Below are 13,108 nucleotides of genomic sequence, written 5' to 3' on the forward strand. Positions count from 1 at the left end.
CCGCCGTACCTGGTCGACCTGGTGAGCTGGTCCGCGACGGCCGTCCCGCTGTTGTCGAGGAGGCGGTGAACGATGTCGACGCAGCAGCCCGCGTCGTCGAGTTCCCAGAGCTTCTTCGCCACTTCGACGCGGGTGATCTGGTGCATGGCGACCCGGATCACCGTGCGGCCGTCGGCCGTGCCGTAGCCGGGGGAATTGCCGTGGCACACGGGCTGCCCGTCGACGGGGTTGTCGACGGTGTGGACGATGTTGAGGATGACGTCCGACTCGGACCGGGGGAAGAAGTACGCCTTGGCCTTGCCCGCCTCGTACGACTTGGCATAGTCGAGACCTGCTCGGCCGGGTCTGCCTGGGCGGCGGCCAGGTCGGCGAAGTAACCGGCGTACGCCGCATACAGCGCGGGGTTCTCCGCCACGGTCATCGCGTCGTTCCACGCCCGCTGACGGTCCCACGCGGTCTGGTTCGCCGAGGTCTGGACGACGACGTCGTCGACGGGGACCGTACCGGCCGCGTTGCCCGTGGTGCGGGAGAACTTGTTGTGGTTGACGTTGTGGAAGCCGTCCTGCGGATTCGGGTCCTTGGCCAGGCAGGCCGTGTTTTCCATGCACACCCGCAACCAGGACGTCCCCGGCGTCCCGGTCCGCCGGGCCAGGCCCTCGGCGAGTTTGGCGTACGCTCCCGAGCCCGCGTAGTGCTTGAGGCTCCTGTCGTCCAGGATCACCTGCACGTTCACGCCTCGCTCGTGGGCGGACACGAGCCGCCCCGCGAGCCAGTCCGAACCCAGCACGTACAGCGGGACTTTGTTGTCCGAGCCCGGCACGGCGCCGTCGATCAGGTGCGAGAGATGCCCGGACACCGCGTTCTGCCGTTCCGGGTCCGTGGGGTCGTTGAAGGTGGGCCCGTGGTGACGAGGGGCGTGGTGTCGGCGGCCGCGGCGGGCTCGGTACCGGTGGCGGCGGGGACCGCGCCGAACGGCATCACGGCGCCGAGCGGGAGCGCCGTCATGTACCTGATCTTCATCATGGAGGGTCACTATGAGTTTGAGCAGTGAGGGAGGCACGGCTGCCTGGCGGAGCGGGTCCTCAGGCCCCGCAACACCCGTTCATCGTCTCGCTGATGACGACCACGCCGCGGACGACGGCACAGACCGGTCCTCGGGAGGGGCGACGCGCGAACGGCCGCCCGGCGTCGAAGACCACCGGGCGGCCGCTCACTGCGCGGCTGGATCAGAAGAGCGAGTACAGGAGCTTGTCCGGTGAGCCGTTGCCGGCGTTCTGGACGACGCCGGTGGTGGCGTTGGCGGTCACGGCGTCACTGACCTGGGCCGGGGTGGCCGAGGGGTGATTCGCCAGGTACAGCGCGGCGGCGCCCGCGACGTGCGGGGAGGCCATGGAGGTGCCGCTGATGCTGTTGGTCGCGGTGTCGCCGGTGCTCCAGGCGGAGGTGATGCCCACGCCGGGTGCGAAGAGGTCGACGCAGGTGCCGTAGTTGGACCACGAGGACTTCGTGTCCGCCTTGTCGGTGGCGCCGACGGTGAGGGCTTCGGGTACCCGGGCGGGCGAGTACTTGCAGGCGTCCTGCGCCCTGCCGCCCTGGTTGCCGTTGCCGGCGGCGACGGCGTAGCTGACCCCGGAGGCGACGGAGTTCCGCACGGCGGTGTCCACCGCTTCACTGGCGCCGCCGCCGAGGCTCATGTTGGCCACGGCCGGCTTGACGGCGTTGGCCGTCACCCAGTCGACCCCGGCGATGACGCCGGACCACGTCCCCGAACCGTTGCAGTCGAGGACGCGCACGCCGACCACCGCGGCGGCCTTGGCGACGCCGTACGTCGAACCGGCGGTCGTCCCGGCCACGTGCGTGCCGTGACCGTTGCAGTCGTCGCCGTTCCGGCCGTCGCCGACGGTGTCGGTACCGATGCTGGCGCGTCCGCCGAACTCGCTGTGGCCGACGCGTACACCGGTGTCGATGACGTAGACGTGGACGGCGGAGGCAGTGGTGTCGTACGTGTACGAGCCGTCGAGCGGCAGCGCACGCTGGTCGATGCGGTCCAGTCCCCAGGTGGCGTCGGACTGGGTGGCGTTGACGCGGACCTCGGCGTCCTGTTCGACGTAGGCGACGCGGGGGTCGGCGGCGAGGCGGTGGGCCCGGGCGGCGGACATCTTCACCGAGAAGCCGCGCACCGAGGAGCCGTACACGTGGGTGAGTTCACCGTCGTACGCGCTGCTGAGGGCCTCGGCGGTCGGCCGCACGGTGGCCTTGTCCCCGTCCTTCAGGACCACGATCCAGCCGTTGTCGACAGCGGTGGCGGCGGGGGCCAGACGGATGTCGGGACGGTCCGCACCGTGCGCGGGAGCGGTGGCGGTGAGGAGTCCGGCGGCCAGGGCGGCCGCGGGGATGAGCACGCGAAGGTGTCGCGCGGGGGATCTCATGCGATGAACCAGACCTTTCGTTGTCCGGGTTACGGGCAATCCGGGTCGTACGGGTGTCGCCGTCCGGGTTCTCCGGCCGGCTGTCGGCCACGGGTGGTCAGACCGTGGACGTGCGACTCAACAGCCCCTGGCGGGAGCTGATTGAGCCGTCCATGACAGTGCCACGGTGCTCCGTGAGGCCGCAAGAGCTGCGGCGCCAGGCCGAAATCGGGCGGACCAGGAGGGGTGGCCCGGGACCCCTGAAATCAGCCGATGGGCGGGGACTCGCGTACGGGGGGACCGGTAGAGCACGACCAACCCGCTGAAATCAGGGACCCGTTACGGTGACGGGCATGTCTGACACCGACTTCTGGAGCTTCCCGCCCGACCGTATGACCCATGGCAGCGACACCCGCTACGAACTGACCGTCCTGCACCCGCCGTTCACCGTGGACGCCGCCGACCTGCCGGCCAACGACCGGGAGCGGGCCGCGGAGTTCGCGCGCTCCCTGGGCACGATCGACGACGTGATCGAAGACCTCGGCCCCCGTAAGCAGAGCGACACGATCACGGTCGCCACCAGAGCTGATCTCGACGTCGTGCAGGTGGGGGTGTGGGGGAACCTCATGTCGATCGCCGATCCGGCGTTCGCGGACGACGGCAACGACATGCCGCTGCTGGCGGAGGCCACTCGGCTGCGGGAGCGCTTCCCCGACGCACGGATCGTGGGCAGGGTGGAGGTGCACTGCGGCGCCGAGCACACCGAGGATCTCGTGTGGCTGCCGGACGGCACGATGTTCCATGCCTGCGGCTGGCCCGGTGACGAACCGTTCGTCGTGACCGGCGACCCGCAGGCGGTGATGTCCGCCCTCGGGATCACGACGGAAGTCCTCGAAGACCTCGACGTGTACTTCGACCTGGACGACGAACCGAACCAGAACGACTGGGGCGCCCTCGCCACGGCCTGCCTCGCCGGCGCGGACCCGTGGGGCCGGGCCGACCTGGACGCCTCCTCACTGCGGGTGCGGCACAGCGAGCACGCCACCAGCCACATGGAAGCTCTCTACTTCAGCGACTGACCCCAATTGCGTCCTCACCCGTGTCGTTGACACGCCGACACGGCCAAAACCGCCTCCGGTCCGTCGGCGGTTGGGTCTGGGGTGCGATTGGGCGACGCGTACACGTCACGGGGGCCTCACGCGCCGCCCCGTGTCCCCTCAGGCCCCACACGTGAGGGAAGATCAGCCTTGAACAGAGCACTGCGCATACCCGGGCGGTGGCGTCTGGCAGGCCGGGTTCTGGTCGCGGTCGGGATCGCCTCGGCGGTCACCGTGACCGGTCTGCCCGGCATCGAGACCGACACCGCCACCGCCGCGCCGCGCGCCGTCGCGGCCAGGATCAAGTCCGGCGCCAAGCGCTGCGACGTGATGAACCTCGGCAAGCAGTACCAGAGCACGCCGAGGAACTCGTGGTTCCCCAACGACCCCACCGGCTCGAACTTCTCCGCCTGGCAGGGCAACCCGAAGAACTTCAACTACGACCTGCCCGGCAAGGCGTACGACGGGGTGAAGCCGCCGACGGCCGCCGACAGGAAAACGGCTCTGTCGCAGGACCCGAACGACACGGAGAAGAACTACAAGGCGTGGCAGAAGATCGCGGACCGGACCGGTAAGCCGGAGGACCGCAAGTTCGAGATCTACGCCCGGTACTTCCACAACAAGGAGGGCCTGAGCTTCGAGCACTGGTTCGAGCACCGGTTCATCCGCAACCAGACCAACAATCACAAGGGGTCGGCGTTCGAACGTCAGCTCGTCCGTGATTTCCGTCTGATCGGGCCGGACTGGCTGTGCGAGGTCACCGTCGAGCTCATCGACGCAAAGGGCAACGTCGTCGAGACACGCCGGTACGACGCATACAACCAGAAGACCAAGGAGTTCAACGAGTTCAAGTCGAACTCGGAGCTGACGAACAAGCAGCTCGCGAAGGACCGGAAGATCGCCCGGTTCATGCCGGACCACAGGTTCCGGTTCAGCGGCGGGAAGCCGTTCAGCCAGACCCAGCGCAAGAAGATCGACAACCTGAACCGGTACGTCAACCGGCTGCGCCCCGGTCAGACGAACCAGGTCCGCGGCAACCAGCGGCTCTACAACCCCATCCCGCAGACCAAGCCCATCCGGGAGTACTCCGACTACCAGCGGTGGTTCGCCCCGGGCTGCCAGGGGGGCCAGGGCAGGATGCAGCTCGCTGCCGCGTCCTCGTGCGGGACGCGCGGCCCGTTGAACGACCGTATCAACGGCTCCGGGAAGACCCTGGAAGAGGCCAAGAGGATCCAGGCCGACGCCCGCCGGCTCGACCCCCGCGGAACCCTCCCGCGCGGCGGCCCGGGCGGCGTCGACTTCACCACCCTGCAACTGCGGTACGTCGGCGGCTTGGGCAAGGGCAAGGGTATGCAGTACTCCATGCGTGCCGACCAGATGCCCGACCCCGACGAGAACCCCGGCTTCGGCGGCGAGGCGCGCATGCAGCTCTTTTCCGACGCCCTGTTCACCTGGCTCGCGCTCACCCCGGACAAGTTCTGGGTCAACCTCAACCCGGACCAGCCGGACAAGATCATGGACGCCAAGTTCGGCAGGACCGACGCCGGACGGGTCCTGCTCGAGGCCGACTACCTGATGAAGGAGGACTTCGCCGAAGCCCTCAACCCGAACAAGCACGCCGGCGGCAAGCGGTACTGGGACACCGCCCCCCGCCAGAACGGCCTTCCGTGCTTCCCCGGCGTCCGGTTCTGGGCCGAGCCCAAGACCGCCGAGGTCCGCGAGCAGGACGGCGGGATCTACATCCTCGACGCGCCCCTGAAGGTGTCCGCCGAGTGGCTCGACATCGAGTGGGAAGCGCCGGGCAGCACCGAGTGCAAGGGCCTGACCGAAGCGCAGAAGAAGTCGATGGAAGCGAGCGTCCGCGCCAACATCGTTGCCCTCATGGAGGAGCGGGTCAACAACGACAAGCGCTACGCCGACCTGCGCGCCGTCTACACCGCACGTGTCGCGGCCGAGTACATCCGCCAGCAGGACGCCAAGTCGCCGACCGACTTCCGCGAGATCATCAACTCCAACGACGTCACCACGTGGCCGCTGCGTGCCCCGCACGACAAGTGGACCCGCGAAGACGTGTACCAGAAGTACATGAAGTCGCTGCGCGAGGGCATCGAGTGGTTCGAGCTCGAGTACGGCGGCAAGGTCTTCAACCAGGGTGTCGGCGGCGTGGACTTCTCCAAGCAGCCGAAGCGGAACATCAGCCAGACCCGGTTCAACGTGGAACACCGGACCCTGGACACCACGACGAAGACGTCTCTCCAGTCGGATGACGTGTCCTACCTGGACACCGACGTCCTCTACCTCGGCGGCAGCGGCAACATCGAGGCCGGCGGCGGAGACCCGTCCCCGGACCCCACCCCGACCCCGACCCCGACGGACGACCCGAAGCCGACCGACCCGCCGTCGACCCCGGCGCCGGACCCGTCCACCCCGGGCGACGACGGCAAGCCGACCCCGCCGGCGAACAAGCCGGACCCGGACGGCAACCTTGCCGACACCGGCTCCGACACCCCGATCGGGCTGATCTCCGGCATCGCCACGGCGATCGCCGCGGCCGGCGCGACCCTCGTGTGGTGGATGCGCCGCAGGCGCCAGGACGCCACGGGCTAGGCAATTCGCACGCTGCACACAAAAGGGCCCCACGCGGGGACTGAGTTGTAGTGGTCGTCGCCACCAACAGGTTCAGGGGGTCCTACGTTGTTCGTGGGTTGGACGGGCCGTCGTAAGGTCCAGAGGCCCAGAGACACCGGGTGTGGCTTTCAGGGGGTTGCCCTCGATGGTTCCCGCCACCTGGCCGCCCGGTGTCTCACGACGACTCGGCCGCTGATTAGGAGCTGCGAGCCCCTGCGGGTGCATCGCTGAGTAGGACCACGCTGGCGAGGTCGTCCGGGAGGACAACGCATATCGAACGACCGGAGGAACAGGTGGCCCAGATCTGGGCGGGTACGGACATCGGCAAGACGCACCATCACTGCGTGGTCCTTGACGCCGAGGGCAAGCGGCTGCTGTCGCGGCGGGTGCTGAACGACGAGCCGGAGCTGCTGGCTCTGCTCGCCGATGTGCTGGCGATCGACGAGGACGTGGTGTGGGCGGTCGACGTCGCCGACGGCATGGCCACTCTGCTGATCAACGTGTTGCTCAACCACGGGCAGCAGCTCGTCTACATACCCGGCCTGGCGGTCAACCGGGCATCCGCCGGCTACCGGGGCGTGGGCAAGACTGACGCCAAGGACGCGACCGTCATCGCCGACCAGGCCCGGATGCGACGGGACCTGACGATCCTGCGGCCGGACGACGAACGGGCCGTCGAACTGCGGATCCTCACGGACCGCCGCGCCGACCTCAACGCGGACCGCACCCGCCGGATCAACCGCCTTCGTGGCCAACTCACCAGCATTTTCCCGGCGTTGGAACGCGTACTGGATCTCGGCAACGTCGGCCCGCTGATCCTCCTGACCGGCTACCAGACCCCGGCCGCCCTGCGCCGAACCGGCCGCAGCCGACTGGAGACCTGGCTCAGGAACCGCAAGGTCCGCAGCGCCGAAGCCCTCGCCGAGGCCGCCCTCGAAGCTGCCGGGCGCCAGCACACCGCCGTCCCCGGGGAGAAGATCACCGCCCAGGTGATCCACACCCTGGCGAAGGAGGTGATGAGCCTCAACGAGCAGATCGCCGAGATCGACAAGCTCATTGCGGCCCGGTTTCGCGAACACGAGCTCGCCGAAGTGATCTCCAGCATGCCCGGCATCGGCCCCCTCCTGGGCGCCGAGTTCCTTGCCGCCACCGCGGGCGACATGAGCCGCTTCGGCAGCTCCGACCGCCTGGCCAGCTTCGGAGGCGTGGCTCCGGTGCCCCGGGACTCCGGCAACGTCAGCGGCAACCTGCATCGCCCCCGGCGTTACCACCGCGGCCTGCAGCGCGTCTTCTACACCTCCGCGCTGATCAGCATCCGCAACTGCGACGCGTCCCGCCGCTTCTACGAACGCAAACGCTCCGAAGGCAAGCGGCATACGCAGGCGGTCCTCGCCCTGGCCCGCCGACGGGTCAACGTCCTGTGGGCCCTGATCCGTGACGGACGGTGTTTCCAACGCGAACTCCCGGTCACAGTCCCGGCTTGACAACATCATTAGGAGGTGGCGACGAACTTCGAGATCCGAGCGGCCCGGAGGCCGGTACCACCGATCCACGTGGTGGTACCGGCCTCCGGCCCGTCCCGGTCCCTGTCCCTGCACGGGGAAACCCAGGGGGCGTTTCAGCGACCCCGAGTCGCACACGGCTGCACACACGCGAAGACCCCGATCTCAGTGTTTCCGCTGGTGACGGGGGTCTTTAGTGCTCCAGCGGCAAATCGTGATCTTGTGGTCTGCGGTAGGGGCGTTTTTGAGGTGCTGCGGGTTCGGTAGTGCTGCACACTTCGTTGTTGTGGAGATCGTGGAGGGTGAGCTGCGGCGCCTTCGGACGGGGCTGGGAGCTGGCGATCGTCGGGAGTGGGCGTTTCTCGTGCGGGTCCGGTTTACCGCCGATGACGCGGCACGAGTCATCGGCGGTGCGCGTGATGTTCTGGCCGCCGTGATCGAACGGGTAGGCAACTGGCCTGCGTTCGAGTGTTGGCCCGAGTTGTTGCCGGCGTGGTTCGTGCAGCGTTGTGAGCCGGAAAGTGTTCCCGACCCGTCCTTCGACGTCGAGGCGTGGGAGCGGTGGTGGCGCGGGCTGACTTCCGAGCAGAAGGCGGCGGAGTGTCAGGGGCCATGGATGCTCTCGGACTGGCTCTACTACTTCGATCCGACTGAGGAGGGACGGGGCGACGATCGCAGTTGGTGGTGGTGGGATGCGGGAGTGAGCGAACCGGGCAGTGGATGGGTCGAGGTCGCCACCACGGGCTGGCCGTGCGAGACCGGATCCTTGTCCTGGCTCATCAAGGCGAGCGGCGGCACGGATCTTGGCTACGGGACGTGAGTCCTCATCCCTGGCAAGCGGCCTGTCTCCGGTAATGGCTGGCCCGGGCGCGGGCTTGATGGCGTCGCCGCCAGTGCGACCAGCCGAGTAGGGCAGTCACGGATGTGGCAGGAGCGATCAGCAGGTTGAACAGTCGCTGGATCTCGTTACAGGTCAACGGGATGCCGATCGCGGAACGCTCCAGCCCGGTGATCAGATCCCCTTCCCAGTGGCCCGGGACAGCGCGGTCCTCGTGCTCGGCGGGCCTCTCGCTGATCAACGCTTCTGGCGTGACGTGCGCCCAGGTCTTCCTTCGTGAAGGTGCCCGCGGCGCACGCAGAGCGCGACCGGTCCGAAGACACAGGATGAGCTCGCGTTTCAGCGCACCGCGGCCCTGAATGGAGAGGGCCTGGTAGATCGCCTCGTGACTGATGCGCATGGTTTCACCATCCGGGAAATCACGCTTGATCCGGTTCGCGATCTGTTCTGGACTCCATACCTGAACCCACGCATCATCCTTGCGGTGCGGCTTGTTCCGCCCCGTCCACGAGCCCGTCACCGGTCCCGCGATCGGCATGCCTCCAGATGTGGTGATCTGGCCGGACAGCCTCTCCTGGACGTAGGCGTGCAACTTCGGATTGGTGACCAACTTCGCTGTCTTCGGACACCGGGCCGCCATATCTGATTTCCACTGCGCCACCGACGCCCGGTAGCCGAGCTTCCCACTTCTTGTGGCGGCGTTGCGTCGCAGCTCGCGGGAGATCGTGCCTGGATTACGACCGACGTCTCGAGCGATCTCGCGCACTCCCTTGCCCTGCGCCCAGAGCAACGCCGCATGCCGCCACACTGGCGGTACCAGCCCGTCGCGACCGCCGGCGCCACGCCGATGACGGCGGCGGCCTCCTCAGCGAGAAGGCCCTTGGCGATCTCCGTCCAGAACGCCGCCTCGACATGACGCTGATACTTCGGATGCCCCGGAGACCTCAGCTTCGGACGCAGCGCCCGGTCCGCTGCCTGCTGACGACGCACCATCCAACACCTCCACGCGTACGAGGTGTTGCGACGACCAGTTGAATCCGCCCTGCGATCCGCGATCGCTGTGCAGAATGCAGCCGTCGACGTTTTCACGCCGGGCCACGGCGTTGTCCAGGGCGGTCACGGTCAGGCGGGACTTCATCCGCTCGTCGATGGAGTGACCCCGACATACGCCCGCTCCGGCTGCACATACGCGAAGACCCCGGCCTCAGCGTTTCCGCTGGTGACGGGGTCTTTGGGCACCTCATGAAGGGTGCCCCCGGCAGGATTCGAACCTGCGCACACGGCTCCGGAGGCCGTTGCTCTATCCCCTGAGCTACGGGGGCGTGCGCCGCGCTGGTGCGTGGCGACGGGTAGAACCCTACCAGCTCCCGAAGGGTCTTCGTGAACAGGTATTTCGGGCCACCGGGCGCCGCCCGCGCAGCGCTTCGAGGGCCCCGTACGTGATCGTGTACGCGGGCTCCGGTGACGCGGGAAACCGCGCACACGAATCCGCGCACACGATCACCGGAGCTCTGCGCCCCCGGAGTGCCTCAGCGTGCCCCCGCTTCGCCCGCACGGGTCGGAAGTGGGGAAAACCCGGACGCAGCCGGGGCGGCGGACCTACTCTCGAGTTGTGTCCGGCGCGTCCGGCCGAGTGCTCGTTGTCGATGACAACCGGGTGATTCGGCAGCTGATCAGGGTCAACCTCGAGCTGGAGGGCTTCGAGGTCGTGACCGCGGCCGATGGTGCCGAGTGTCTGGATGTCGTGCGTCAGGTGCAGCCCGACGTCGTCACGCTCGATGTCGTCATGCCGCGGCTCGACGGCCTGCGGACCGCGGCCCTCCTGCGGGACGATCCGCGGACGAGTCGCATCCCCCTCGCGATCATCAGCGCTTGTACGCAGTACGAGGTGGACCGCGGGGTCGCCGCCGGCGTGGATGCCTTTCTTGCCAAGCCCTTCGAGCCCGCCGAGCTGGTCCGGATCGTGCGTCGGCTGATGCGCAGGGAGACCGGGGAGGGTCCGCCGTCCGTAGACGGCCGGCATGGAGCCGGGCGGGCGGGGAGCGCGACCGGCTGACCGCGCGGTCGCGTACCACCACCCGCGCCCGCCCCCTCACGGCTGGCCGCACGGCTGACCGCATGGCGAAACCGGTTCGCGAAGTGCCCCCCTTCCTCCCATACGCTTGACCCGTGACCCCCGCCGAGCTCTCCCGTACCGTGCGGCACGCCGTGTGCCGTGCCGTGGAGGACGGCGTGCTGCGCGTCCGGACCCCCGACAGCGTGAAGATCGAGCGGCCCCGGCCCGGCGGGCGCGGGGACTACGCGACCGCGCTCGCGCTGCGGCTGGCGCCGCAGGCCGGGCGGCCCGCCCTGGAGGTGGCCGAGGCGATCAAGGAGCGCATCAGGCACGAGCCGGGCATCGCGTGCGTCGAGGTAACCGGACCCGGGTTCCTGAACTTCACCCTCCACAGCGGCGCCCAGGAGCAGCTCGTACGGCAGGTCCTGCGCGAAGGGCCGGGCTACGGCGCCCCGCGGCAGCCCGGCGGGCCGTTCCCGCACCCCGACGAGTTGCGCGCCCGTGTCTGGGCCGACACCCTCGCGCGGCTGGGCGCCGAAGCCCGCCCGGGGGAGGCGGTACGGGTCCTGCCCGCCGCCGACCAGGCCCTTCATGAGCGTCTCGGCGCCGACGCCGCCCGCTGGGCGCTCCTCGCCGCCGCCGCGCACGATGCGCCGAAGCCGGGGGACGGGCTCCTGGTGCAGCACGAGCGCAATCCGCTGTTCCGGGTGCGCTACGCCCACGCCCGCGCCCGTGCCCTCCGGCGCAACGCCGCCGCGCTCGGATTCGGCGCCGCGCCCGACGAGCGCGTCGACTCCGAGGACGCCCGCGCGCTCACCGCCGCCGTCGCCGACCACCCCGCCGTCGTCGCCGACGCCGCCCGTCTGAGGGCCCCCGACCGGCTGGTCAGGCATCTGGACGTCACCGCCGACGCTCTCCTCTCCTTCCAGGGCCCGGCGCAGAGCTCGTCCCCGAGCGGCGTCCGGCACTCCGTGCTGCCCGTCGGGGACGAGAAACCCTCGGCCGCCCACCGTGCCCGGCTCGCCCTCGCCGAAGCCGCCGGGACGGTGCTGGCCGGTGGCCTGTTCCTGCTCGGCATCAGCGCGCCCGACCATCTGTAAGACGTGAGAGAGACCAGATTCCGATGAGCCGATCCGCACACCCCGCCGGTCCCCGTCACGCCGACGTCCTCCCCGAGGGCCACTACACGGCCCCGCCCGCCGACCTGAACGCCCTCGACCCCAAGGTGTGGGCCGACACCGTCGGCCGCAACACGGACGGTGTCGTCACCGTCGGCGGGATCGAAGTGACCCGGCTGGCCGAGGAGTTCGGCACCCCGGCGTACTTCCTCGACGAGGCCGACTTCCGTGCCCGCTGCCGCGCCTGGGCCGACGCCTTCGGCAAGGACGCGGACGTGTTCTACGCCGGCAAGGCGTTCCTCTCCCGCGCGGTCGTCCGCTGGCTGAAGGAGGAGGGGCTCAACCTCGACGTCTGTTCGGGCGGGGAGCTGACCACCGCCCTGGACGCCGGGATGCCCGCCGAGCGCATCGCCTTCCACGGCAACAACAAGTCGGTGGGGGAGATCCGGCGCGCGGTCGAGGCCGGTGTCGGGCGGATCGTGCTCGACTCGTTCCAGGAGATCGTCCGCGTCGCGCACATCGCGCAGGAGCTGGGCAGGCGGCAGAAGGTCCAGATCCGCGTCACCGTCGGTGTCGAGGCGCACACGCACGAGTTCATCGCCACCGCCCACGAGGACCAGAAGTTCGGCATCGCGCTGGCAGGCGGGCAGGCGGCGGAGGCCGTACGCCGCGCGCTGCAGCTCGACGGGCTGGAGCTGATCGGGGTCCACTCGCACATCGGCTCGCAGATCTTCGACATGGCCGGCTTCGAGGTCTCCGCCCGCCGTGTCGTGCGGCTGCTCGCCGAGATCAGGGACGAGCACGGCGTCGAGCTGCCCGAGATCGACCTCGGCGGCGGCCTCGGCATCGCGTACACGTCGGAGGACGACCCGCGCGAGCCGCACGAGATCGCCAAGGCGCTCACCGAAATCGTCACCCGTGAGTGCGAGGCGGCGGACCTGCGCACCCCGCGGATCTCCGTCGAGCCGGGCCGGGCCATTGTCGGGCCCACGGCCTTCACGCTGTACGAGGTCGGCACCGTCAAGCCGCTCGAGGGGCTGCGGACGTATGTGAGTGTCGACGGCGGCATGTCGGACAACATCCGCACCGCGCTGTACGACGCCGAGTACAGCGTCGCCCTGGTGTCGCGGACCTCCGAAGCCGCCCCCATGCTCAGCCGCGTCGTCGGCAAGCACTGTGAGAGTGGCGACATCGTGGTCAAGGACGCGTTCCTGCCGGCCGACCTCGCGCCGGGTGATCTGATCGCCGTGCCGGCGACCGGCGCGTACTGCCGTTCCATGGCCAGCAACTACAACCACGCACTTCGCCCGCCTGTCGTCGCCGTCGCGGACGGCGAGGCGCGGGTGATCGTCCGGCGTGAGACGGAGGAAGATCTCCTGCGTCTCGACGTCGGATAGTTGAGATAGACGTCTCGTATGGCGGACGAGGTATAGAAACTCGCGTCCGGTAAGTGAGACTGGT

General features: G+C 69.1%; 10 protein-coding genes, 1 tRNA gene and 2 pseudogenes. 8 read left to right on the plus strand and 5 right to left on the minus strand.

The window, feature by feature from the left end:
* Positions 1-157: 157 nt before the first annotated feature.
* Entirely contained in the window at positions 158-856 is a 699-nt protein-coding gene (locus OGH68_RS24915) for a phospholipase D family protein (protein WP_264247187.1), read from the minus strand.
* 45 nt (positions 857-901) lie between these two features.
* Here OGH68_RS24915 and OGH68_RS24920 point away from each other — a divergent pair, with 45 nt between their 5' ends.
* Positions 902-1,051 (plus strand): hypothetical protein, encoded by a 150-nt coding sequence (locus OGH68_RS24920; protein ID WP_264247188.1) that lies wholly within the window; start codon positions 902-904, stop codon positions 1,049-1,051.
* A 175-nt stretch (positions 1,052-1,226) separates the two neighbouring features.
* Here the strand turns inward: OGH68_RS24920 and OGH68_RS24925 are convergent, their stop codons facing one another.
* On the minus strand, positions 1,227-2,429 hold the full coding sequence (locus OGH68_RS24925) for a S8 family peptidase (RefSeq protein WP_264247189.1): 1,203 nt from the start codon (positions 2,427-2,429) through the stop codon (positions 1,227-1,229).
* 332 nt (positions 2,430-2,761) lie between these two features.
* On the opposite strand from OGH68_RS24925, the gene OGH68_RS24930 reads away from it, so the two are divergent.
* From OGH68_RS24930 to OGH68_RS24945, 4 genes are all read left to right on the plus strand, one after another.
* Entirely contained in the window at positions 2,762-3,487 is a 726-nt protein-coding gene (locus OGH68_RS24930; protein ID WP_264247190.1) for a DUF6333 family protein, read from the plus strand.
* Positions 3,488-3,655: 168 nt separating this feature from the next.
* On the plus strand, positions 3,656-6,112 hold the full coding sequence (locus tag OGH68_RS24935) for a hypothetical protein (protein ID WP_264247191.1): 2,457 nt from the start codon (positions 3,656-3,658) through the stop codon (positions 6,110-6,112).
* Positions 6,113-6,426: 314 nt separating this feature from the next.
* Positions 6,427-7,617: an IS110 family transposase gene (locus tag OGH68_RS24940; RefSeq protein ID WP_264241780.1), complete on the plus strand. Its 1,191-nt coding sequence runs from the start codon at positions 6,427-6,429 to the stop codon at positions 7,615-7,617.
* A 304-nt stretch (positions 7,618-7,921) separates the two neighbouring features.
* On the plus strand, positions 7,922-8,455 hold the full coding sequence (locus OGH68_RS24945; protein WP_264247192.1) for a hypothetical protein: 534 nt from the start codon (positions 7,922-7,924) through the stop codon (positions 8,453-8,455).
* Positions 8,456-8,459: 4 nt separating this feature from the next.
* On the opposite strand, the pseudogene OGH68_RS24950 reads toward OGH68_RS24945, so the two are convergent.
* From OGH68_RS24950 to OGH68_RS24960, 3 genes and pseudogenes are all read right to left on the minus strand, one after another.
* Positions 8,460-8,615 (minus strand): annotated as a pseudogene (locus OGH68_RS24950) (IS701 family transposase); the annotation flags it as partial.
* Between the two features lie 3 nt (positions 8,616-8,618).
* A pseudogene (locus OGH68_RS24955) lies at positions 8,619-9,466 on the minus strand (transposase); the annotation flags it as partial.
* A 257-nt stretch (positions 9,467-9,723) separates the two neighbouring features.
* Positions 9,724-9,795: transfer RNA gene (locus OGH68_RS24960), tRNA-Arg, on the minus strand.
* A gap of 242 nt (positions 9,796-10,037) precedes the next feature.
* Between OGH68_RS24960 and OGH68_RS24965 the strand changes: the two genes are divergently transcribed.
* From OGH68_RS24965 to lysA, 3 genes are all read left to right on the plus strand, one after another.
* Complete coding sequence (locus tag OGH68_RS24965) at positions 10,038-10,529, plus strand: response regulator (RefSeq protein WP_413471124.1); 492 nt, start codon at positions 10,038-10,040, stop codon at positions 10,527-10,529.
* 113 nt (positions 10,530-10,642) lie between these two features.
* Entirely contained in the window at positions 10,643-11,629 is a 987-nt protein-coding gene (gene nrtL / locus OGH68_RS24970) for an ArgS-related anticodon-binding protein NrtL (RefSeq protein ID WP_264247194.1), read from the plus strand.
* 23 nt (positions 11,630-11,652) lie between these two features.
* On the plus strand, positions 11,653-13,044 hold the full coding sequence (gene lysA, locus OGH68_RS24975) for a diaminopimelate decarboxylase (protein WP_264247195.1): 1,392 nt from the start codon (positions 11,653-11,655) through the stop codon (positions 13,042-13,044).
* Positions 13,045-13,108 lie beyond the last annotated feature (64 nt).

This window comes from Streptomyces peucetius (genome assembly GCF_025854275.1).
Classification (GTDB): Bacteria; Actinomycetota; Actinomycetes; order Streptomycetales; family Streptomycetaceae; genus Streptomyces; species Streptomyces peucetius_A.